The organism is Gordonia sp. NB41Y (assembly GCF_030718915.1).
Taxonomy (GTDB): Bacteria; Actinomycetota; Actinomycetes; order Mycobacteriales; family Mycobacteriaceae; genus Gordonia; species Gordonia desulfuricans.
The window spans coordinates 397,872-422,163 of sequence record NZ_CP132196.1 but is presented as its reverse complement, the minus strand read 5'-3'; the positions used below and the strand labels follow the sequence as shown (position 1 = coordinate 422,163).

14 protein-coding genes are annotated in these 24,292 nt (G+C 69.8%); 11 read left to right on the top strand and 3 right to left on the bottom strand.

Features of this window, described 5'->3' with window-relative positions:
* Window positions 1–4 precede the first annotated feature (4 nt).
* Entirely contained in the window at window positions 5–955 is a 951-nt protein-coding gene (locus tag Q9K23_RS01685; RefSeq protein WP_020789428.1) for a peptidylprolyl isomerase, read from the bottom strand.
* 169 nt (window positions 956–1,124) lie between these two features.
* Between Q9K23_RS01685 and Q9K23_RS01680 the strand changes: the two genes are divergently transcribed.
* A complete protein-coding gene (locus tag Q9K23_RS01680) occupies window positions 1,125–1,898 on the top strand; it encodes an MBL fold metallo-hydrolase (RefSeq protein WP_053776466.1) in 774 nt (257 codons plus the stop codon).
* Window positions 1,895–3,160 (top strand): histidine--tRNA ligase, encoded by a 1,266-nt coding sequence (gene hisS / locus Q9K23_RS01675; protein ID WP_020794628.1) that lies wholly within the window; start codon window positions 1,895–1,897, stop codon window positions 3,158–3,160. The genes Q9K23_RS01680 and hisS overlap by 4 nt, the downstream gene beginning before the upstream one ends.
* A gap of 839 nt (window positions 3,161–3,999) precedes the next feature.
* On the opposite strand, the gene Q9K23_RS01670 is transcribed toward hisS, so the two are convergent.
* Together Q9K23_RS01670 and Q9K23_RS01665 are read right to left on the bottom strand one after the other, a co-directional pair.
* On the bottom strand, window positions 4,000–5,643 hold the full coding sequence (locus Q9K23_RS01670) for a DUF885 domain-containing protein (protein ID WP_053776467.1): 1,644 nt from the start codon (window positions 5,641–5,643) through the stop codon (window positions 4,000–4,002).
* Entirely contained in the window at window positions 5,640–6,512 is an 873-nt protein-coding gene (locus Q9K23_RS01665) for a neutral zinc metallopeptidase (protein WP_305950365.1), read from the bottom strand. The genes Q9K23_RS01670 and Q9K23_RS01665 overlap by 4 nt, the downstream gene beginning before the upstream one ends.
* 227 nt (window positions 6,513–6,739) lie before the next feature.
* Between Q9K23_RS01665 and aspS the strand changes: the two genes are divergently transcribed.
* The 9 genes from aspS (at window position 6,740) to mltG (ending at window position 24,290) form a co-directional block, all read left to right on the top strand.
* Window positions 6,740–8,605: an aspartate--tRNA ligase gene (gene aspS / locus Q9K23_RS01660; RefSeq protein WP_053776468.1), complete on the top strand. Its 1,866-nt coding sequence runs from the start codon at window positions 6,740–6,742 to the stop codon at window positions 8,603–8,605.
* Window positions 8,606–8,787: 182 nt separating this feature from the next.
* Complete coding sequence (locus tag Q9K23_RS01655) at window positions 8,788–12,267, top strand: transglutaminase family protein (protein ID WP_305950364.1); 3,480 nt, start codon at window positions 8,788–8,790, stop codon at window positions 12,265–12,267.
* The gene (locus Q9K23_RS01650; RefSeq protein WP_305950363.1) at window positions 12,264–15,014 is read left to right on the top strand and encodes a circularly permuted type 2 ATP-grasp protein; all 2,751 of its coding nucleotides are present in this window, start codon (window positions 12,264–12,266) and stop codon (window positions 15,012–15,014) included. The genes Q9K23_RS01655 and Q9K23_RS01650 overlap by 4 nt, the downstream gene beginning before the upstream one ends.
* Complete coding sequence (locus tag Q9K23_RS01645; protein WP_305950362.1) at window positions 15,011–16,039, top strand: transglutaminase family protein; 1,029 nt, start codon at window positions 15,011–15,013, stop codon at window positions 16,037–16,039. The genes Q9K23_RS01650 and Q9K23_RS01645 overlap by 4 nt, the downstream gene beginning before the upstream one ends.
* A 100-nt stretch (window positions 16,040–16,139) precedes the next feature.
* Entirely contained in the window at window positions 16,140–17,342 is a 1,203-nt protein-coding gene (locus Q9K23_RS01640; RefSeq protein ID WP_053776470.1) for a hypothetical protein, read from the top strand.
* Between the two features lie 8 nt (window positions 17,343–17,350).
* A complete protein-coding gene (locus Q9K23_RS01635) occupies window positions 17,351–18,832 on the top strand; it encodes a replication-associated recombination protein A (protein WP_305950361.1) in 1,482 nt (493 codons plus the stop codon).
* A gap of 91 nt (window positions 18,833–18,923) precedes the next feature.
* Window positions 18,924–21,614 carry an alanine--tRNA ligase gene (alaS, locus tag Q9K23_RS01630; RefSeq protein ID WP_305950360.1) on the top strand — a complete coding sequence of 897 codons (2,691 nt, stop codon included), beginning with the start codon at window positions 18,924–18,926 and terminating at the stop codon, window positions 21,612–21,614.
* Window positions 21,614–22,045: a Holliday junction resolvase RuvX gene (gene ruvX / locus Q9K23_RS01625; RefSeq protein WP_261977727.1), complete on the top strand. Its 432-nt coding sequence runs from the start codon at window positions 21,614–21,616 to the stop codon at window positions 22,043–22,045. The genes alaS and ruvX overlap by 1 nt, the downstream gene beginning before the upstream one ends.
* A gap of 148 nt (window positions 22,046–22,193) precedes the next feature.
* A complete protein-coding gene (mltG, locus tag Q9K23_RS01620; RefSeq protein ID WP_261977712.1) occupies window positions 22,194–24,290 on the top strand; it encodes an endolytic transglycosylase MltG in 2,097 nt (698 codons plus the stop codon).
* Window positions 24,291–24,292 lie beyond the last annotated feature (2 nt).

The window sequence follows — 24,292 nt, the reverse complement described above, 5'->3', positions numbered from 1 at the left end:
CCGATCAGGGCACGGTGGCGCTGTTGATCGTCACCGGCAGCTTCGGGGTGCCGTCGGAGGTGGCCGGCTCGATCGCACCGGTGGTCTGGTTGGTGGTCAGACCCGGATTGATACCGCCCTTGAACACCTTGTCGACGATCTCCATACCGGCCGGCTCCACATGGCCGACCACCGCATAGCTCGCGGGGAGCGTGGAGTCCTGGATCATGACGAAGAACTGGGCCGCGCCGCCGGAGTTGCTCTCACCCTGCTGTGCCTGACCGCTGTTGGCGATGGCGACGGTGCCGCGCGGGTAGATGACCGGCTGCTGCCCGGTCATCGGGTTGGCGTCACCGGCCGACTTCAGGTTGGTCGGCGGCTCGTCGGGGCTGGTCCAGCCCGGGCCACCGGCACCGGTGCCGGTGGGGTCGCCGCACTGCAGCACCTTGAGCTCGGCGGTCGTCATCCGATGGCAGGTGGTGCCGTCGTAGTACTTGTTGTCGGCCAGCGAGATCACCGCGCCGGTGTTACACGGTGCGCCGCTGCGGTTGAGCTCGATCGGGATGACGCCCTGGGTGGTGTCCAGGGTCAGCGTCGACGTGCCGTCCTTGGCCTGCGTCGCGTCGGGCTCGGGCGAGGTCTTCTGCTTGCCCTTGCCGGCGAGCAGCTTGTCGATCTGCTGCTGGTAGAGCTTGCGCTGCGCGGGATCGGTGATCTGCTCGGGGACCTCGGTGTTGATCTGGTCGAACCGGCTGGGCACCTTGGTGTAATCACACGTCACGTGCGCCGCGTTGAAGCGGTCGGTCTGGATCTTGTCGACGATGAAATAGGTGGCCACGGCGACGATCGCGACGACGACCACCCCCGACACCGATCCGATGACGATCTTGCGCTTACGTGCCGCCTGGTGCTCCCGTTCGAGACGCTCCTCCAGCTTTCGCTTGGCGGCCTCGCGGCGTTCCTCGTTGGTGGACACGCTGGTGGATCCCTCCTGAACCTCGACGGTATCGACTCGCAAGTGTGCCAGTTCTTTCTGAGAGTTCGCTCACCAGGGTGTCGGCGCGTCGGCTGTTCGGATGCCGCCGGGCGGCACCCAACCCCGACCACCACGCAAGCCGAACCGGACGTTGCGCCACAATGGAGGGATGGTGATCACGGGGTTCCCGGCGGGAATGTTCCAGACGAACTGCTACATCGTGGCCGCCGACCGGGGCAGTGACGCCCTGATCATCGATCCCGGCCAGGACGCGGCCCCCAAGGTGCGTGAACTGCTGGCCGAGTACGAGCTGACGCCGGTGGCGGTCCTGCTGACCCACGGACACCTCGATCACACGTGGAATGCCACCGAGCTGTGCGACGAGTACTCCATCCCCGCCTACATCCACCCCGACGACCGCCCGATGCTGGCCGATCCCGGGGTGGGGCTGGGGCATGCGCTGGGCAATCTGATCGGGTCGATGGTGTTCCGGGAACCGGAGAAGGTCGTCGAGTTCGTCGACGGTGAGGACGTGGAGATCGCCGGCCTGCGAGTGGCCGTCGACCATGCTCCCGGCCACACCCAGGGGTCGGTGCTGCTGACCCTCGACGTCGAGGTGCCCGCCGAGGCCCCGGATGCCGGTGACGTCGCCGACTCGGCGGAGACCACCACGGTCCCGGTGTGTTTCAGCGGTGACGTACTGTTCTCCGGGTCGATCGGACGCACCGACCTGCCCGGCGGCAACCATCAGCAGCTGCTCGACTCGATCGCGCAGCGCCTGCTGCCCAGGCCCGACCACACGCAGGTGTTGCCCGGGCACGGCCCGCAGACCTCGATCGGTCAGGAACGTGCGACCAATCCGTTCCTGACCGGATTGACCCCGGGCCCCGCCCAGACCGGCCAGACCACAGACACGTCGAAGAAGGGACGATTCGGACTGTGAGCGCAGAATTCGCGGCACCCCGCGGTATCCCGGACTACTACCCGCCGAACTCCGCGGACTTCCGCAAGGTGCGCGACATGCTCACCGACGCCGCCCGCCGCGCCGGCTACGGGCACATCGAGCTGCCGGTGTTCGAGGACACCGCGCTGTTCGCTCGCGGTGTCGGCGAGTCCACCGACGTCGTCAGCAAGGAGATGTACACCTTCGCCGACCGCGGTGACCGTTCGGTGACGCTGCGTCCCGAGGGCACCGCCGGGGTGATGCGTTCGGTCATCCAGCACGGCCTCGATCGGGGACAGCTGCCGGTGAAGCTCTGCTATGCCGGACCGTTCTTCCGCTACGAGAAGCCGCAGACCGGCCGGTACCGGCAGTTGCAGCAGGTCGGTGTCGAGGCGATCGGCGTCGACGATCCGGCCCTCGACGCCGAGGTCATCGCGATCGCCGACGAGGGTTACCGCCGTCTCGGGTTGTCGGGGTTCCGGCTGGAGATCACCTCACTGGGCGACGACGAGAGCCGTCCCCGCTATCGGGAGGCCTTGCAGCAGTTCCTGTTCGGACTCGACCTCGACGCGCCGACCCGCAAGCGCGCCGAGATCAACCCGCTGCGCGTGCTCGACGACAAGCGCCCGGAGATCAAGGAGGCGACCGCCGACGCCCCGTTGCTGCTGGACTACCTCGGCGACGACGCCCGCGCACACTTCGACACCGTGCTCACCCACCTCAAGCGGCTCGGTGTGCCCTATGAGCTCAACCCGCGTCTGGTGCGCGGCCTGGACTACTACACCAAGACCACCTTCGAGTTCGTGCACGACGGTCTCGGCGCACAGTCGGGGATCGGTGGCGGTGGTCGCTACGACGGTCTGATGCGTCAGATCGGCGGCAAGCAGGACCTGTCGGGCATCGGCTTCGGCATCGGCGTGGACCGCACCATGCTGGCGATGGAGGCCGAGGGTGTGGCCGGCGCGGATGCCGCACGATGCCAGGTGTTCGGCGTCCCGCTCGGATCCGACGCGAAGGCCGAGTTGGTCGGCGTGGCAGGTCAATTGCGCAGCGCCGGGATCAGCGTCGACCTCGCCTACGGCGACCGCGGCCTCAAGGGCGCGATGAAGGCCGCCGACCGTTCCGGCGCGCGCATCGCGCTGGTCCTCGGTGACCGCGAGCTCGAGGAGCGCACCATCGAGGTGAAGAACCTCACCAACGGCGAGCAGCACAGGGCGTCGTTGGACGGCATCGTCGACGAGGTCCGCGGCCTGCTCGGGTGAACCGAAACCCTGCCGAATAGGCAAGTCGGAGACGGCGGTTGAGCCGATGGGCGCGGAGGGTCGACGTCGTCGACGCCGGCACCTCCGAGGTGGTTGCCACCCGACGCCGGCTGCGGAGATTTCGACACGGGTCCTCGCCCTTCGGGCTCGGTCCCGGCTCAATCAGCAACGGGTAGTGGGTGATTGAGCCGATGGGAGCGGAGGGTCGACGTCGTCGACGCCGGCACCTCCGAGGTGGTTGCGTCGCTTTTACGGTGGTTGAGCCGATGAGGAGCGTAGCGACGAGGCGTGTCGAAACCTTGGTGGGGTGTGCTCGGGTGGTGGCCACCTCGTGGGGTTGGTTGCCGACATTGTTGTCTTGCGGGGTCTCGACTCGGGTCCTCGCCCTGGGGCTCGGTCCCGGCTCGACCATCGAAGAAAGCCCGGCTCGACCATTGGAAGAAGGCCGCTCGACCATCGAAAACCCGGCTCGACCATCGGAAGTGGTTGCGTCGGTTTTACGGTGGTTGAGCCGATGAGGAGCGTAGCGACGAGGCGTGTCGAAACCTTGGTGAGGTGTGCTCGGGTGGTGGCCACCTTGTGGGGGTGGTTGCCGGCATTGTTGTCTTGCGGGGGTCTCGACACGGGTCCTCGCCCTTCGGGCTCGGTCCCGGCTCGACCATCGAAAAAGCCCGGCTCGACCATCGAAAACCCGGCTCGACCATCGGAAGTGGTTGCGTCGGTTTTACGGTGGTTGAGCCGATGAGGAGCGCAGCGACGAGGCGTGTCGAAACCTCGGTGAGGTGCGCTCGGGTGGCGACCACCTCAGAGGCCGGTCACCCACACACTCGACCGAGACGCTACGACATCTCCGCGGCGAGGACGTCCAGACCGACCCCGCCGAGTGCGAGTGCGTGCGTGTGGAAGTCCTTGAGCGACCAGTCCGGATGTGCCGCGAGCGAGGCCGAACGGATCTGCTGCCACACCCGCTGACCCAGCGCATACGACGGCGCCTGGCCCGGCCAGCCCAGGTACCGGTCGAGCTCGAACCGCAACACCGTACGGTCCATCGCGACCGACTCGGTGAGGAACTGCCACGCCTTGTCGGCGTCCCAGATCCCGCCGCCGACGGCGGCCGGGGCGGGCAGACCACAGTGCACACCGATGTCGACGACGACGCGTGCGGCCCGAAGCCGTTGGGAATCCAGCATTCCCATCCGATCGCCCGGGTCGTCGAGCCAACCGAGCTCGGCCATCAGGCGTTCGGCGTAGAGCGCCCAGCCCTCACCGTGTCCGGACGTGAACGACGCCAGTTTGCGCCACGAGTTCAAGGTGTCGTCGGTGATCGCCGACCCCAGCTGCAGGTGATGGCCGGGCACGCCCTCGTGGTAGACGGTGGTCTTCTCCTGCCAGGTATGGAAGACGGTCTGGCCGGGCGGAACCGCCCACCACATCCGGCCCGGACGGGACAGATCGGCGCTCGGCTGCGTGTAGTAGATGATCCCCGTCGACGACGGCGCGAGCCGGCATTCCAGGCGGGTCAACCGGGCCGGGATGTCGAAATGGGTTCCGGCCAGCCCGGCGACCGCGGCGTCGGACGTCTCCTGCATCCAGTCGACGAAGAGGTGTTTGTCGGTGATCTGGTAGCGGGGGTCCGCGTCGAGATGGGCCAATGCGTCGGGGATGGTGCCACCGGGCACCAGTTCGGCGGCGATCGCACGCTGCTCGGCGGTGATCTCCTCGAGCCGCCCCAGCGCCCAGGCGTACGCCTCGTCGGGATCGATGTCGGTGCCCAGATAGTGCGCCAGCTGGGGGAGATACCTCTCGCGGCCCACCGCGTCGGTCTCGGTGGCCTCCGGCAGCACCCGGACGCGCAGATGCTCGGCCAGGGCCGAGAACGCCGCACCGGCACGCGCGGTGGCGGCGGCCAGATCGGCCGACACCGCCGGATCGTCGGCGAACGGGGCGGTGTTCACCGACACCGCACCGATCGCGTCGTCGGCCTGTCCCGCAACGAGTTCCACCTGACGGCGGGCGAACACCGGGCCGTGCGCCAGGCGGTGGTCGAGACCGGCGATCACCGTCTCCACGCAGGCGGGCACCGCATCGAGGCGGGCGACCATGTCCCGGCGGCCCTGCTCGGTGTCGGCCGACATCAGATCGAACACGTCGCGGATCGCCTGCAGGGGAGAGGCGATCACATTGCATGCGCCGGTCACCTCACCGGCGTCGACGAGGGCCAGCTCGCGGCGCACCGACGCCGACATGGTCGCGACGGTCACGCGGTCGACATCGTCGACCACCGTGACCGAACCCAACGCCGACAACACCGCCCGGGCATGCCCGGCACGTTCGGCGACGGCGTCGGGGGAGAAGTCGGGGAGTTCCGCATCGTGGCCGGCGAAGCCGAGTTCGGTCGAGAGCACCGGATCGTGGGCGGCCGTCGTCTGCAGGTACTCGTCGGCGATCGCGTCGACCGCGCTGGGATGTCGGGACACGGTCACAGGTCGTTGGTGGCGAAGGTGTCGCAGCGCTTGGGATCGCCGCTCTGGTATCCGACCATGAACCAGCGTGCGCGCTGCTCGGCCGACCCGTGGGTCCAGCCCTCCGGGTTGGAGTTGGAACCCTGGATGGTGTCGTCGCCGATCGCCTTCGCGGTCTGGATCACGCCCTGGATCTCCTGCTGCGAGATCGTCTGCAGGCCGAACTGTCCGTCGCTCACGTCGTCGGCGTGGTTGGCCCACACCCCGGCCAGGCAGTCGGCCTGCAACTCCACCCGCACCGACCCCGACCGCGGGCCCTGCGAGCCGAGCTGCTGTCCCTTGCGCAGGGCGCCGGTGAGATTCTGCACGTGATGCCCGTACTCGTGGGCCACCACGTACTCCTGGGCGAGGGCGCCGTTGCTGCCGCCCATCTGCTCCAGCGTGGCGAAGAAGCTCGGGTCGAAGTAGGCGGTCTGGTCGGCCGGGCAGTAGAACGGGCCGGTCGACGACGACGCCGCACCGCATGCGGTGTTCACCGAACCGTCGAAGATGATCGTCTGGGGCGGGGTGTAGTTCGACATCAGCGTCGGCCACACGTCGTCGAGGCTGTTGGTGGTGGCCACGATCCGGCAGATCTCGTCACCCTGATTGGCCTTCTCGACGGTGCACGCCGCGATGTGCTGATCGATCTGCGACGTCGAGGCGCTGTTCGTCGACGACCCGGTCCCGCCACCCATGATGTCGCCGGGATTGATCCCGAACAGCAATGCCACGATCGTGATGATCAGACCCGCACCGCCGCCGAGTGCGATCCGTCCGCCCCCGCCACCGCCCCCGCCGCCACCGGAGACGTTCCCGGTGTCGAGTGGACCGCTGCCCTGAAAAGTCATGGCGCAAGAGTACCGAGATGCACCCACGCGACCGGGACATTGCAACCGATCGAAACGGACGCGTCGCGCACCACCGCCGAAGCGTGTCGGCAGGCCCGGACGACCGGGTGACCGGACGACTTGAGGGGCTACGTACGATTGATCGCGGGTGCGTGCGCCCACCACCCGGTGTCAACCGGGGTGTCGGTGTCGCCCCACGTCGATTGTCCCGCCCCGAAAGGACTCCAGTGCTCCGCACGCATCTCGCCGGTTCCCTGCGTCGCGCCGACGCCGCGCAGACCGTCACCGTCGCCGGCTGGGTTGCCCGCCGCCGCGACCATGGTGGTGTGGTGTTCATCGACCTTCGGGACAGCTCCGGGCTGGTCCAGGTGGTGTTCCGCGACGAGTCGGTCGCCGCCGTCGCCCACCGGCTCCGCGCCGAGTACTGCATCGCCGTCACCGGTGTCGTCGAGGTCCGTCCCGAGGGCAGCGAGAACGCCAACCTGCCGTCCGGCGAGATCGAGATCAACGCCGTGTCCCTCGAGGTGCTCAACGAGTCCGCGCCGCTGCCGTTCCAGCTGGACGAGCAGCCCGGCGAGGAGGCACGCCTGCGCTACCGCTACCTGGATCTGCGCCGTGAGCGCCCGGGCGCCGCGCTGCGTCTGCGTTCCAAGGTCTCCGCCGCCGCCCGCGGGGTGCTGCTGGCCCGCGACTTCGTCGAGATCGAGACCCCCACCCTCACCCGGTCCACCCCCGAGGGTGCCCGCGACTTCCTGGTCCCGGCGCGTCTGCAGCCCGGCAACTTCTACGCCCTGCCGCAGAGCCCGCAGCTGTTCAAGCAGCTGCTGATGGTGGCGGGGATGGAGCGCTACTTCCAGATCGCCCGTTGCTACCGCGACGAGGACTTCCGCGCCGACCGCCAGCCGGAGTTCACCCAGCTCGACCTCGAGATGAGCTTTGTCGACCAGGACGACGTGATCGGCGTCGCCGAGGAGATCCTGGTGGCCCTGTGGCGCCTGATCGGCGTCGAGCTGACCACCCCGATCCCGCGGATGACCTACGCCGACGCCATGCGCCGCTACGGCAGCGACAAGCCCGACCTGCGTTTCGACATCGAGCTGGTCGAGTGCACCGAGTACTTCGCCGACACCCCGTTCCGCGTGTTCCAGGCCCCCTACGTGGGTGCCGTGGTGATGGCCGGCGGCGCCTCGCAGCCGCGCCGCACCCTCGACGCCTGGCAGGAATGGGCCAAGCAGCGCGGCGCCAAGGGCCTGGCCTATGTGCTCATCGGTGAGGACGGCACGCTCGGCGGCCCGGTCGCCAAGAACCTGTCCGACGCCGAGCGTGCGGGTCTGGCCGCCCACGTCGGCGCCAAGCCCGGTGACTGCGTCTTCTTCGCGGCCGGACCGGCCAAGGCGCAGCGCGCACTGCTCGGTGCCGCCCGCGGTGAGATCGCCACCCGTCTGGGCCTGATCCCGCCGGCCGGTGAGCCGGTCGACCCGGCCACCGCCGACTGGGCGTTCGTGTGGGTCGTCGACGCCCCGCTGTTCGAGCCCGCCGACGACGCGACCGCCTCCGGTGACGTCGCCGTCGGCTCCGGCGCCTGGACCGCGGTGCACCATGCGTTCACCGCACCCACCCCGGATTCGCTCGAGCACCTCGAGTCCGACCCCGGCGCCGCCTTGGCCTATGCCTACGACATCGTCTGCAACGGCAACGAGATCGGTGGCGGATCGATCCGTATCCACCGTCGTGACGTGCAGGAACGGGTCTTCGAGATCATGGGTATCGGCCACGAGGAAGCACAGGAGAAGTTCGGCTTCCTGCTCGACGCCTTCGCCTACGGTGCCCCGCCGCACGGCGGCCTCGCCTTCGGCTGGGACCGCATCACCGCGCTGCTGGCCGGGGAGTCGTCGATCCGTGAGGTCATCGCCTTCCCGAAGTCCGGCGGCGGTATCGACCCGCTGACCGACGCCCCGGCGGCGATCACCCCGCAGCAGCGCAAGGAGTCGGGTATCGACGCCAAGCCGGTGATCCGCGGGGCACAGGCCGCCGACGGTGCACCCGGGGCCGACGGTGCCGCCGACGCCGAGCCCGCGGCCACCAAGGCCTGATCGGCACCCGGCCTGACATCATCGCGGGTCTGATCCCCGCATCGTTTCACCGCCTCACCGGTGTCGGACACCTCGTCCGGCACCGGTGACGCATCTCTCCCGGCAGGCGCCCGGACGGTATCTGTGATGAGATCTTTCGTCATGGGGATTCGTATGTCCGAGACCACATCCGGGAGGCCCTCATGACCATCAAGGTGGCTCTCGAGCACCGGACCAGCTATGCCTTCGACCGTCCGGTCAAGATCTTCCCGCACGTCGTGCGGCTGCGACCGGCGCCGCACTCGCGTACGCCGATCGAGGCCTACTCGCTGAAAGTCGAACCGGCAGAACACTTCCTGAACTGGCAGCAGGACGCGTTCAGCAACTACCTCGGTCGTCTGGTGTTCCCGAAACCGTCGACGTCACTGTCGATCACGGTCAACCTGATCGCCGATCTGACCGCGATCAACCCGTTCGACTTCTTCATCGAGGAGTGGGCCGAGCACTACGGGTTCGCCTACCCCGACGACCTGCTCACCGATCTGGAGGCCTACCTGCGGCCGATCGGTGTCACCACCGGCGAGTTCGCCGGGGCACCGATCCATCCGGAGGTCGCCGCCTTCGCCGCCGAGCACAAGCCCACCCGCAGGATCCGGACCATCGACTTCCTGGTCGCGATCAACCAGGCCGTGCAGCAGGCGGTCGGATACACCGTACGGCTCGAGCAGGGGGTGCAGACCCCCGAGCACACGCTGACCTCGGCGATCGGGTCGTGCCGCGACTCGGCCTGGCTGCTGGTCGCGCTGCTGCGGGAACTCGGCCTGGCCGCCCGGTTCGTCTCCGGCTACCTGGTGCAGCTGACCTCCGACATCCGTTCGATCGACGGGCCGTCGGGCCCCGACGCCGACTTCACCGACCTGCACGCCTGGACCGAGGTGTACCTGCCGGGCGCGGGCTGGGTGGGTATGGATCCCACCTCCGGGCTGTTCGCGGGGGAGGGCCACATCCCGCTCGCCGCGACGCCGAGTCCGGGTGCGGCGGCACCGATCTCGGGGGCCACCGGCAAATGCCATGCCACCCTGGACTTCTCCAACACCGTCACCCGGTTCCACGAGGATCCGCGGGTCACCTTGCCCTACACCGATTCCCAGTGGGCCGGCGTGGTGTCGCTGGGGGCGCAGGTGGATGCGACGATGGCCGCGAACGACGTACGCCTGACGATGGGCGGCGAACCGACGTTCGTCTCCATCGACAACCAGACCGACGCCGAATGGACCACCGCCGCCGACGGCCCGCACAAGCGCGAACGTGCATCGGCATTGACCGCCCGCCTGTACGAGGACTATGCCCCGCAGGGGCTGGTGCAGCGCAGCCAGGGCAAGTGGTATCCGGGAGAACCGTTGCCGCGCTGGCAGATCGCCATCATGTGGCGCGCCGACGGCCGGCCGGTCTGGACCCGCCCCGAACTGCTCGCCGACCCGTGGGCGAGCCGCGCCGACGCCGTCGAGTCGATCGCCACCGAGACCGCCGGTCCGGCCCCCACCGCGGCTGCGGCGGTCGCCGCGGAGAAGCTACTCGGTGTGATCGCCGCCCGGCTGGGGCTGCCCGACACCCAGGTGATGCCCGCCTACGAGGATCCGCTCGTCCGGATGCGTGAGCTGTCGGCGATGCCGCCGGGCGATCCCGGCATGGACCCCACCACGCCCACCGCCCGGGCCTTCGCCCGGGCCTTCGCCCGCGCCGAGGCCGCCGTCGAGATCGACGACCCCGACGCCGACATCCCGCCGATCGCCGACGACACGCAGGCCCGCCGCGCGCTACTGGCCCGCCTGGACGCCTCGGTCGCCGACCCGACCGCCTACGTGTTGCCGCTGAGCCGCTCCGAGGACGGCACCGCATGGAACAGTGCGCGCTGGACCACCCGCCGCGAGCGGCTGGTACTCACCGCGGGCACCTCACCGGCCGGTCTGCGGCTGCCGCTGAACTCGCTGTCGTGGGGTCCGGCGCCGGTGATGTTCGAGGCCGATCCCTCGGCCCGTCACGACGCGCTGCCCGACGACCCGACCGCGGCACTGGGCCACACCGTCATCGCCATGGACCCGGCGGCGTTCATCCCGCGCACCGCGGTGGTCGCCGAACAGCGCGGCGACACCATGTTCGTGTTCCTGCCGCCGACGTCGACACTCGAGGAGTACCTCGCGATCATCGGGATGATCGAGGACGCCGCCGCGCAGACGTCGACCCCGGTGGTGATCGAGGGTTACGGTCCGCCCGCCGACCCGCGTCTGACCACCCTCACCGTCACCCCGGACCCGGGCGTGATCGAGGTCAACATCCAGCCGACGTCGAGCTTCGCCGAACAGTCGGAGCTGCTGGCCTCGCTCTACGAGCACGCCCGGCATGCGCGGCTGGGCACCGAGACCTTCGATCTCGACGGCAGCCACGGCGGCACCGGCGGTGGCAACCACATCACCCTCGGCGGCACCACCCCGGCCGACTCGCCGATGCTGCGGCGCCCGGATCTGCTGGTGTCGATGCTGACCTACTGGCAGCGGCATCCGGCGCTGTCCTATCTGTTCAGCGGCAAGTTCATCGGCACCACCTCGCAGGCGCCGCGGGCCGACGAGGGCCGCGAGTCGGCGCTCTACGAGATGGAGATCGCCTTCGCCGAGATCGACCGGCTGGCGGCCACCGCAGCCGACGGCGGGGTCGCCGACGCGCCGCCGAACCCGTGGGTCACCGACCGCGCGCTGCGGCATCTGCTCACCGACATCACCGGCAACACCCACCGCGCCGAGTTCTGTATCGACAAGCTCTACAGCCCCGACTCGCCGCGCGGGCGGCTCGGGCTGCTGGAGCTGCGCGGCTTCGAGATGCCGCCGCATCACCAGATGGCGATGGTGCAGTCGCTGCTGGTGCGGGCCCTGGTGTCGTGGTTCTGGGAACGTCCGTACCGGGCACGGCTGATCCGGCACGGCGCGGATCTGCACGGCAAATACCTGCTGCCGCACCACATCATCTCCGACATCGCGCAGGTCGCCGAGGAACTGCGGATCGCCGGCTACGGCTTCGACACCTCGTGGCTCGACCCGTTCACCGAGTTCCGCTTCCCGCGCCTGGGCACCGTGCAGATCCGCGACCACGAGGTGGAGCTGCGCGGGGCGATCGAACCCTGGAACACCCTCGGCGAGGAATCCACCGGAACCGGCACCGCCCGCTACGTCGACTCGTCGATCGAACGGGTCCAGGTGCGGGTCACCGGCAGCACCGACGAGCGGTTCCTGCTCACCTGCAACGGATACCCGGTACCGCTGGCCGGAACCGGCCGCGCCGGTGAACGGGTGGCCGGGATCCGGTTCCGGGCATGGCAGCCGCCCAGTGCACTGCACCCGACCATCAGCATCGACACCCCGCTCACCTTCGACCTGGTGGATCTGGCCACCGGGCGGTCCGTCGGCGGCGCCACCTATCACGTGGTGCACCCCGGCGGCCGCGCCTACGACCGGCCGCCGGTCAACGCCGTGGAGGCCGAGTCACGCCGCAACGGACGCTTCGAGGCCACCGGATTCACCGGCGGCAGCATCGACGTCGGAGTGCTGCGGGAGCGTGCCGCACGCGCCGCCGTCGACGCCGGGGTCCCGGCGATCCTCGATCTACGTCGGGCACGTACAGTTCTCCGGTGACCGTTTCTGCGGGTGGCCGGCTACCCGCGGTGTTCGACAGATACCGCTCCGACGGCTACGCGTTGTTCGACCTCGAGCAGCTCGACGGGGCCGGTCTGCCGGCCGCCGCAGGTGGGACGCACTACGACGAGATGCTCGACGCGTCCGGGGCGATCCGTCCCGCGTGGGACGAGCTGGTGGCCGGGTACGGCCTGCGCGGTGACGCGCGACTGCGGGCCGCGGCCGCCTCGCTGGCGACCGCCGCCAGCGACGAGGGTGTCATCTACAACGCCGTCGTCGACGAGCAGACCGTGCCGCGGCCGTGGCAGATCGACGCCGTGCCGCTGATCGTCGACGGCGTCGAGTGGGCGGGCCTGGAGAAGGCCATCATCCAGCGGTCGATGCTGCTCGACCGCATCCTGCGCGACATCTACGGCGATCAGCGTCTGATCAGCACCGGACTGATCCCGCCCGAGATGGTGTTCGCCCACCCCGGCTACATCCGCAAGGCCGCCCGGCTCGAGGTCGCCGGGCCGCACGCCCTGTTCCAGCACGCGGTGGACGTGGGCCGGCTGCCCGACGGCCGATTCGTCGCCTACGCCGACCGCGCCCAGGCGCCGTCCGGGATGGGCTTCGCGATCATCGACCGGCGGCTGGTGTCGCGGAGTTTTCCGCAGCTGTTCCAGGCGTGCGCACCGCGGCCGATGGCGACCTTCGCCGGCACCCTGCGGCTGGCGCTGTTCGACTACGCCCCGCCCGGCGTCGACGACCCGACGGTCGCCGTACTGAGCCCCGGGAGCATGTCCGAGACCGCCTTCGACCAGGCGTATCTGGCTGCGGTGCTCGGTTTCCCACTGGTCGAGGGCGCCGATCTGATCGTCCGCGACGGCACCCTCTACATGCGGTCGCTGGGCAAGTTCAAACGTGTCGACGTGCTGCTGCGCCGTGTCGACGCCGCCTACACCGACCCGCTCGACCTGCGCACCGACTCCCGGCTGGGCGTCGCCGGTCTGGTCGAGGCCATCTCACGGGGCACCGTCACCGTGCTCAACACCCTCGGCAGCGGGGTCCTGCAGAACCCCGCCCTGCACACCGTGCTCGACCGGGTCGCCCCGGTGCTGCTCGACGAGGAGCTGGCGCTGCCGTCGGTGCCGACCCTGTGGGGCGGCGAGGAGTTGCAGCTGTCGAAGATCGTCGCCGACCTCGACACGCTGGTGCTGACCAACATCCGCACGGGCGAGGAGATCATCGGACCGGCGCTCGACGCCGCGCGCGCCGAGACCACCCGCGCCCGGGTGCGCGCACACGGCGGGGAGTGGGCCGCCCGGCGCGTCGAATGCTATTCGGTGGCCCCCACCCTCACGCCCGGCCGGACCGGGGGACGCGCACCCGGCACGCTGCGGGCCGCACCGGTGTCGATCCGCGCGTTCAGCGTCGCGCAGGGTCCCACCTATGCGGTGATGCCCGGCGGGCTCGGCGCGGTCCTCGCCGACGGGATCGACGGCGCGGCCATGCACACCGTCGCCGCCAAGGACGTGTGGGTCACCAATTCCGATGTCGGCGGCCATGTCTCGCGCCGTTCGGAGTCGCGTGTCGAACCGGCCGACGAGGTCATCGCGATCGGCGGCGACCCGCAGGCGGTGTCGCAGTACTTCGACGCGGTCGCCGCGACCAGCCCGCGTGTGCTGGCCGACATGTTCTGGTTCGGTCGCTACGGCGAACGCACCGAGATGGTGACCCGGCTGACCAAGGTCGCCCGGGAGCGATACCAGGACTTCCAGTACCGCCCGTGGATGAACGGCACCGCCGCCGTCCCGCTGCTGCTGCACGGTGTGGCCACCGTCACCGGCACCGCCGAGCACCTGCACACCGCCGACCTCCTCGTCGACGACCTCACCCGCCAGCCCGCACCCGAACAGGTCGACGACGCGATCGAGAAGATCACCGCGCTGACCATCGACGCCGAGGTGCCCGGGACGGTGGCGCATGCCGTGGACCATGTGATCGCCGCCGCCCGCGCGGTCCGCGACCAGATGTCGACGTCCACCTGGATGGTGCTCACCCCGATGGAGCGCAGCCTGCAGACCCTGTCGCGGCAGGTGTCGCGGGCCGGCGGGCCGGGCACCCAGGGCGGCGGGCCCGGCGATGCCGCACTCGACCTCACCCCGGATCTGGCGCGCACCCACGAGGAGATCCTGCACGGGGCGCTCGGGCTGTCGGGGTTGCAGGCGGAGTCGATGGTGCACGACGCGGCCTGGCTGCTGATGGACCTCGGCCGCCGGATCGAACGGACGATCACGCTCGCCGACCTGGCCGCCGCGCTGTTCGCCGCCGAACAGTCGGCCGCCGTCGAGCAGGGGCTGATGGAGTCGTTCCTGATCGCCAACGAGTCGGCGGTGATCTACCGGCGACGCAGCCGCGGCCTCTACCAGTTGATGTCGGTGGTGCAGCTGGTGTTCTTCGACGAGTCCAACCCGCGTGCCATGATCTATCAGCTCGACCGCATGCGGCAGGATCTGGTCGCGCTGCCCGAACCGTTGCGGTCGGCGTCGGCCGAGCGCACCCTCGAGGACATGACCGCGGCGCTGCGTCGGTCGGACCCGGCCGACCTCGTCGCCCTCGACGACGGGCAGCGGTCGGACCTGTTCGAGCTGATGACCGGACTGCGTGAAGGAGCCCGTGAGCTGTCCGAGACGATGAACCGCACGCGCTTCGCCCCGCCGCCGCCCGCGCAGCCGATCTGGGGTTTCGGTGGTGGTGATTCGTGAGCGTGCCCAGTACCGGTGCGGCGCCGACCCGGCGATACCGGGTGATCCACACCACCCGCTACACCTACGACGGCGTGGTCTCGTCGTCCTACGGCCGCTGTTATCTGACGCCGCGTGAACTGCCCGGTCAACGGGTGGTCCGCTCGGAGGTCCGGATCGACCCCGAACCCGACGACCGCTCCACCGGCCTGGACGTCTACGGCAACATCGACACCTACTTCCACGTGCGCACCCCGCACAGCGTGCTGGAGGTCTCCGGGGTCTCGGTGGTCGACGTCGACCCGATCGATCAGGGACTGCTGGTGTCGGCGGCCGCCCGCACCCCGTGGGAACAGGCCCGCCCGGCGGTGCTCGGCGCCGGGGTGGCCGCCGAGTTCACCTACGACCTCGACCCGCCCGAGATCACCCCGGCCGTCGCCGACTACGCCCGTGCGGTGTTCACCCCGGGGCGGCCCCTGGTGGAGGCCGTCACCGACCTGACCTCGCGGATCTTCCACGACTTCACCTACCGGTCGGGGTCGACGGCCATCTCCACCCGCGTCGACACCGTGATGGCCCGCCGCGAGGGGGTGTGCCAGGACTTCGCCCGCGTCGCGCTCGCCTGCCTGCGGTCGGTGGGGCTGGCCGGCCGCTACGAGTCCGGATATCTGGCCACCGACCCGCCGCCCGGCCGGGAACGGATCTTCGGGGCCGACGCCAGCCATGCCTGGGCGGCGGTCTGGCTGCCCGACGACCGGTGGCTGCCGTTCGACCCGACCAACGACAAACTCGTCGACGAGCGGCATGTCACGGTGGCGTGGGGGCGTGACTACGACGACGTGCCGCCGCTGCGCGGGGTGATCTACACCGATGCGACGAGCAGCGAGATCGAGGTGTCGGTGGACGTGTGCCCGCTCGCCGAGGGCGACCCCGGAACACCGGCCGTCGGTGCCGGTGGGGTGCCGGACGCGCCGGTCGCCGATCCCGTTCCCGACGGCGATCCCGGCCTGGTCGACGACGCCGCCGCGGGCCCGGTCACGGGCTGATCGCGAGCCGATCGCAGGACGCTCACACGTCATCCGATCGAGCGTGAAAGTCCGTGCGCCGTGTCGTTTGTCGGCGCGATTGGGTACCGTGGGGGATGCCATGACGGTCATCACAGAGAGCCGCACCACGAGCGTGGTGCGAGCCGCAGAGGCCCTGCTGTCCCATCGAGCCGGATCCCCGGTCGTCCTCGCGGACCCGGAGGACCTCGGTGGAAGTGGTCGTACCACCGTGATCCGGGCCCGGGTGGCCCAGAACCCGCTGTCGCTCGACCGCACCCTGGTGATCAAGGCCCTGCCCGAGCACGAGGATCCGCGCGCCTTCCACCGCGAGATCGCGTCCTACAAGTACGCCACCGCACTGCCCACCGAGTCCCGGCCGGGACCGCAGCTGATCGCCTCCGATCCGGATGCGCTGCTGATGGTGCTGTCGGATCTGGGTCGCGGGAACGCGATGACCGCCCTGCTGTCGGGCACCGACGTCGTCGAGATCTCCCGGGCGCTGAGCGCGTGGGGACAGGCGCTCGGCCGGATGCATGCGGCGACCGTCGGTGGTGAAGGTGACTTCCAGGCGCTCGTACGGCGCGGCCCCAAGGGTGCCCAGGGACGCGACATCCTCCGCGACGAGGCGCATCGCGCGGTGCGGGTGGCCCACAGCCGGGCCGCCGACCTCGGGGTCGACCTCGGTGCGGCGGTCGGTGCGGCCTTCGACGAGGCCTGCGAACTGTTCGACGGTGGCGAGTACCGGGCGTTCAGTCCGTCGGACGTCGGCCCGGAGAACATCCTGCTCAACGACGCGGGCGTGCAGTTCATGGACTACGAGTGGGGCGGCTTCCGCGATGCCGGCCTCGACATCGCCTATGCGCTGGTCACCTTCCCGGCCGGACTCGGCCCGCAGGCCCTCGACCGTCGCCGCGATCTCGAGACCGCCGTGGTGGAGGCCTGGCGGTCGGAGGTCATCGCGATCTGGCCCGCCCTGCAGCGTGACCGCGAGGTGGAGCGCCGCATCCTGATCGCACGCCTGCTGTGGGTGTGGCTGTCGACGGTGTGGATGCTGCCCGACGACGTCGACGACGATGTGGCCGACACCGAGGACGCCGTCGAGCCGGCGATGGCCCATCTCGACGCCGCCGACGATGCGATGCCGTCGCGCTATGCCCACGACTGGGCTCTGCACACCAACGACCCGCGTGTGCTGGTGGCCCGCTGGACCGACCTGGCGGCATTCGCCCGCGGACACGACGACGCGATCGCCGAGTTCGCGGCGGCGGTCGGGGTGGCCCTGCACCGGACCTGGCTGTCCTGACGCAGGTGATGGACGGACTCTTCGACTCTCCCGACCCGACCGGACCGGCCGCCGCGGGTACCCCCGCGCCGGCAGCATCGTCGGCCACCGCACTCACCACGCCACCACCGCCGACGGCGCCGCTGGCGGTGCGGATGCGGCCACGGTCGCTCGACGAGATCGTCGGGCAGAAGCATCTGCTCGGCACCGGGTCGCCGCTGCGACGACTGATCAGCGGTGCGGGTGCCGCGTCGGTGCTGCTGTACGGACCGCCGGGCACCGGCAAGACCACCATGGCATCGCTCATCTCGATCGCCGCCGGCGGACGGTTCGAGGCGCTGTCGGCGCTGTCGGCCGGGGTCAAGGAGGTCCGCGCGGTCATCGAGGTGGCGCGCCGGCGTCTCGTCGACGGCGAACAGACCGTCCTGTTCATCGACGAGGTCCACCGTTTCTCTAAGACCCAGCAGGACGCCCTGCTCGACGCCGTCGAGAACCGGATCGTGCTGCTGGTCGCCGCGACCACCGAGAACCCGTCGTTCTCGGTGGTGTCGCCGCTGCTCTCGCGCTCGCTGGTGCTGCGGTTGCGGTCGCTGACCGACGACGACATCCGTGAGGTGCTGGTCCGGGCGGTGGCCGACGAGCGTGGACTGGGTGGTTCGGTGCAGGTCACCGACGCCGCCTACGACCATCTCGTCGCCGTCGCCGGGGGCGATGCCCGACGTGCGCTCACCGCCCTCGAGGCCGCCGCCGACGTCGTCTCGCGGGATGCCGACTCCACCGCCGGGAACCCGGACGCCGCCGAGCACCCCGATGACACCGAGGCGTCCGACGGCACCGAGAACCCCGGCACCGAGCCGGATGTCCCGGTGGTCGACCTCGCCGACGTGGAGGCCGCGATCGACCGGGCCGCGGTGCGCTACGACCGTGCCGGTGACCAGCACTACGACGTCACCTCGGCGTTCATCAAGTCCATCCGCGGCTCCGACGTCGATGCCGCACTGCACTACCTGGCCCGGATGATCGCCGCGGGGGAGGACCCGCGGTTCATCGCACGCCGGCTGATGATCCACGCCAGCGAGGATGTCGGCATGGCCGACCCCACCGCCCTGCAGACCGCGGTGGCCGCCGCCCAGGTGGTGGCGCTGGTCGGGATGCCCGAGGCACGACTGGCCCTCGCCCAGGCCACCATCCACCTCGCCACCGCACCGAAGTCGGCGGGGGTGGTCTCGGCCATCGGGGCGGCGATCGCCGACGTCGAATCGGGCAAGGCGGGCGCGGTACCCCCGCATCTGCGTGACGCGCACTACGCCGGTGCCAAGAAGATGGGCAGCGGCGTCGGCTACCGGTACCCGCACGACCATCCCGACGGGGTCGTGCCGCAGCAATATCCGCCTGACGACCTCGTCGGGACCGACTACTATCAGCCCACCGACCACGGCTTCGAACGCGAGATCGGGGCGCGCCTGGGCAAGCTCCGATCGATCGTGCGCGGGGTTCGGCGACGCCGGTGACCGGTCGCCGGGTGCCCCGGCGGTAGTCTGGAGTGTCGCAGTGGCAGACCACCGATACCGATACCGAATTCTCACCGAGGACGACAACGTAGTGCAGACGCATGACATCCGGAAGCGGTTTCTGGATCACTTCATCAAGGCCGGACACCTCGAGGTCCCCAGCGCATCACTGATCCTCGATGACCCCAACCTGCTGTTCGTCAACGCCGGCATGGTGCCGTTCAAGCCGTTCTTCCTGGGCGAGCAGACCCCGCCGTCGCCGCGCGCCACGAGCGTCCAGAAATGTGTGCGCACCCTCGACATCGACGAGGTCGGCATCACCACCCGCCACAACACCTTCTTCCAGATGGCGGGCAACTTCTCCTTCGGTGACTACTTCAAGCGGGAGGCCATCGGCTTCGCGTGGTCGTTGCTGACCAACAGCGTCGCCGACGGCGGCTACGGCATCGATCCGCAGAAGCTGTGGCCGACGGTCTATCTCGACGACGACGAGGCCGAGAGCATCTGGCGTGACGAGATCGGTGTACCCGCCGAGCGCATCCAGCGTCGCGGCCTCAAGGACAACTACTGGTCGATGGGCGTGCCCGGGCCGTGCGGTCCGTGTTCGGAGATCTTCTACGACCGTGGCCCCGAGTACGGCGTCGAGGGTGGCCCGGAGGCCGACGAGGACCGCTACATCGAGATCTGGAATCTCGTGTTCATGCAGAACGTCCGCGGGCCCGGCGGCGGCAAGGAGGGCTACGAGATCCTCGGCCCGCTGCCCAAGAAGAACATCGACACCGGCATGGGTATCGAGCGTGTCGCCTGCCTGCTGCAGGGCGTCGACAACGTGTACGAGACCGACCTGCTCAAGCCGATCATCGACCTCGCCGCCGAGGTCACCGGCCGCAGCTACGGTGCGGGTGTCCACGACGACGACGTGAAGTTCCGCGTCATCGCCGACCACACCCGGACCGCGGCGATGCTGATCGGCGACGGCGTGCTGCCGGGTAACGACGGCCGCGGCTACGTCCTGCGTCGACTGCTGCGTCGTGTGGTGCGCTCGGCACGTCTGCTGGCCGGCACCGGCAGCGGACCGACCGGCGCAGACTCGGCGATGGGCCAGTTCATCGGCAAGGCGATCGACCTGATGGCCCCCTCGTATCCGGAACTCGCCGAGCAGCGCGAGCACATCCTGACCGTCGCCGAGGGCGAGGAGAACTCGTTCGGCAAGACCCTCGAGGCCGGGTCCAAGCTGTTCGCCGACGCCGCCGCGGCGACCAAGGCGGCCAGCCGGTCCACGCTGTCGGGCACCGACGCGTTCACCCTGCACGACACCTACGGCTTCCCGATCGACCTGACCCTGGAGATGGCGTCGGAGGCCGGACTGAAGGTCGACGAGGCCGGGTTCACCGAGCTCATGAACGAGCAGAAGGCCCGCGCCAAGGCCGACGCCACCGCGCGCAAGACCGGCCACGCCGACGCCGGGGTGTACCGGGAGTTCCTCGACCGCGGACCCACCCTGTTCACCGGCTACGACGAGCTGGTCTCCGAGGCCAAGGTGCTCGGCCTGGTCTCCGACGGGCAGCGCATCACCAGCGCCGCCCCCGGCCAGGAACTCACCGTGATCCTCGACCGCACCCCGCTGTATGCGGAGTCGGGCGGTCAGATGGCCGACACCGGCACCATCACCACCGGTGACGGCGTCAAGCTGTCGGTGACCGACGTCCAGCGTGTCGGCAAGTCGGTCTGGCTGCACAAGGTGGTCGTCGACGAGGGCGAGATCGCCGAGGGCGACGAGGTGCTCGCCGCGGTCGACCGGTCCTGGCGGCACGGTGCCACCCAGGGCCACTCGGGCACCCACATGGTGCATGCCGCGCTGCGGCAGGTACTCGGCCCCGGCGCCACCCAGGCCGGTTCGCTGAACCGGCCTGGTTACCTGCGTTTCGACTTCCATTCCGGCAAGGCGTTGTCGGAGGCCCAGCGTCGCGAGATCGAGGAGATCTCCAACACCGCGGTCGAGGCGAACTACACGGTCAACACCTTCGAGACCGGTCTCACCGAGGCCAAGGCGATGGGTGCGCTGGCGCTGTTCGGCGAGAACTACGGCGACCAGGTGCGCGTCGTCGAGATCGGTGGTCCGTTCTCGATGGAGCTGTGCGGTGGCACCCACGTCGCGTCGTCGGCGCAGATCGGTCCGGTGACCCTGATCGGTGAGTCGTCGGTCGGTTCCGGTGTCCGTCGTGTCGAGGCCTACGTCGGGATGGACTCGTTCCGCTACCTGTCCAAGGAACGCGCCCTGCTCGCCGGGCTGGCGTCGTCGCTGAAGGTGCCCTCCGAAGAGGTCCCCGGACGTGTCGAACAGCTCGTGACGCGTCTGCGTGACGCCGAGAAGCAGCTCGAGAAGATCCGTGCCGAGGCCGCCCGCGCCGCCGCATCCGGTCTACTCGACACCGCCATCACGGTCGGCGACACCCTGCTCGTGCAGGGCACACTGGCCGGTCTCGACGCCAACGGCCTGCGTTCGGTGGCCGGTGACCTGCGCGGCAAGGTCGCCGACCGGGCCGCGGTGGTCGCCCTGTTCTCGCAGACCGGCGAGGGCGAGGAGACCAAGGTGCCGTTCGTGATCGCCACCACCGATGCCGCCCGTGCAGGCGGACTCAAGGCCGGCGACATCGTCAAGGAGATCGCCCCGCTGGTGGGCGGTCGCGGCGGCGGCAAGCCCGACCTCGCACAGGGATCGGGGACCGAGCCGGCCGGCCTGGACGCCGCGGTGCGCCGGATTCGCGAGCTGCTCGCCTGATGGCATCGGAGCGAGGGCGACGCCTCGGGATCGACGTCGGCAGTGTCCGCGTCGGGGTCGCGGTGTGCGATCCCGACGGCATCCTGGCCACGCCGGTGGAGACGGTCCGTCGGGACATCGGCGGCGGCACCGACATCGCCCGGATCGCCGAGCTGGTGGCCGAGTACGAGGCCATCGGTGTGGTGATCGGTCTGCCCAAGACGCTGCGCAACACCGACGGTCCGGCCGTCGAGGCGGCCCGCGGGTTCGGCGACGCGCTGGCCCCGGTGATCGATCCGGTCGCCATCGAGTACGCCGACGAGCGTCTGACCACGGTGACCGCAGCGCAGGCGTTGCGGGCCAGTGGCCGTTCGGCGAAGTCGTCGCGTGGTGTGATCGATCAGGCCGCCGCGGTCGCTATTCTGCAGGGATGGCTGGACGCGCGTCGATGATCTCGCGCGCCGTGAAGAGGGGCCGTCCGGTCGGGATCTCCGACCGGGTCGGCCACACAGTGGTGCACAGGTCGTGCACGTACCGAGCGGCGGCCGGGAGCAGTCCTGCGCCGACGCCTCCGGGGGACCAGGGAAGGGATCATCCGCGGTGACCGACGATCGTCATCGGAACCGGCATCGGGAGCATCCCGGGAACGCCGATGGGGGAATGGACCCGGAGCGGCTGCGGTATTTCACGCAGCCGCAGGGGGAGCGTCCCAGCACCCGGCACCGCCGGCGTCGTGCCGACGGTGGGACGGGCGGATTCCCGGCGTCGCCACCGGCGGACACACGGCCCGCCGATCCCGGCACCCGTGCCGAGTCCACGCCGCCGGCCGCGCCCGTCGCCCGGGTCGCACCCGTCGCCGACAGCCCACCGCAATCGATGCGCAGGCGTGGCGTCCGGGCCCCGGCTCCCGTCGAGACCACCGCACCGGTCGAGACCACCGCATCGGTGGAGACGACAGCACCGGTGGAGACCGTTCCGGCGGTACCCACCGAGTCGTTCCAACACGACCACAACCCCACCGTGGCCACGATCGAGACGGGCGCCCTCGATCCGAGTGCCCTCGAGACCACTGCCGTCGACATCACCGCTGTCGACATCACCACTGCCGTCGACACCACCGCTGTCGACATCACGGCCGTCGAGACCACCGACACCGTCGAGACGGTCGAGCCGGAATGGCCCACCGAGCCCGTCATCGGGACTCCGGCGGTGGAATCGGAATGGAGCGAGGCGGCCTGGCGCGCCGACGCCGACCGTCGTTCCGGCGTCGCCCCGGGAGCACTGGTCGCCGCCGCCGACCCCACCCGGACGGCCGACCGTCGCGACCTCGGGGCATCGGGCTATGGGTACTCGGGATACGGGGACTCGGGATACGGGGACTCGGGATACGGGGAACCGGGGTACGGGACCACCGGATTCGACACCCCTGATCCCGACATCGATTCCCCCGACCACGACGCCGGCGGCTTCGACACGATCGACGACGAGGATCGCGCGCTCGCCACCCTCGACGACGACATCATCGACCATCCCGAGCGGACCCCGGCAGCCGAACGTCGTCGCCGACGCCGCCGGATCGGCATGATCATCGCCGCCTCCGTGCTGGTCGTGATCGTGGTGACGGTCGGTCTGATCGGCGCCAACATGGCCGGTCTGTTCGATTCCCGCAAGGACTTCACCAACGCCGCGGGCACCTCCGACGTGCTCGTGCACATCCCCGACAACTCGTCGATCAAGCAGATCGGGACCATCCTCACCGACGACGACGTGGTCGGCAGCACCCGTGCGTTCATCGACGCCGCCGGCGGCGCCGCACTTCCCGGCGGCTACTACAAGCTGCGCACCGAGATCCCGGCCAAGACCGCGGTACAGATGATCAGCGACCCGGACTCCACCCATCGGGTGGGCCGGATCGTGGTACCGGCCGGTCTGCAGCTGGACTCCAAGAAGCTGCCCGACGGCACCACCACATCAGGGATCTTCCAGATGATCTCCAATCAGACCGCCGTCCAGATCAACGGTGACCGGATCGGCGTCAGTGTCGAGCAGCTGCAGCAGGCGGCCGCCGATGCGAGCGTCACCGAACTCGGGATCCCGGAGTGGGCGCAGAGCGCGGTCACCGGTCTGGCCGGCGATCATCGTCGGATCGAGGGTCTGATCGCACCGGGCACCTGGGAGTCGATCGATCCGCATCAGTCCGCCACCGCGATCCTCAAGTACCTGATCACCGAGAGCGCCCACCGTTACGAGCAGTGGGGGCTGTTGACCAACAACCAGTCGAGTCTGACGCCGTATCAGACGATGGTCGCCGCGTCACTGGTGCAGGGCGAGGTCAACCAGCCCGCCGACTACGCCAAGGTGGCCCGGGTGATTCTCAACCGGCTGGCGAAAGGCCAAGAGCTGCAGTTCGATTCGACAGCCAACTACACCGCCGCGGTGACCGACATCGACGTGCACTCCGACGACCTCAAGGCCGACACCCCGTGGAACACCTACGTCCACAAGGGACTGCCGCCGACCCCGATCGGGGCGGTCGACGAGCAGGCGCTCGAGGCGATGGAGCATCCGGCGGACGGGGACTGGCTGTATTTCGTGACCGTCGACGCGAAGGGGACCACCCTGTTCACCGCCGATTTCGACCAGCACCGCCGCAACATCTCCAAGGCGTGCGCCAACAAGTTCATCACGTGCCGGTGACC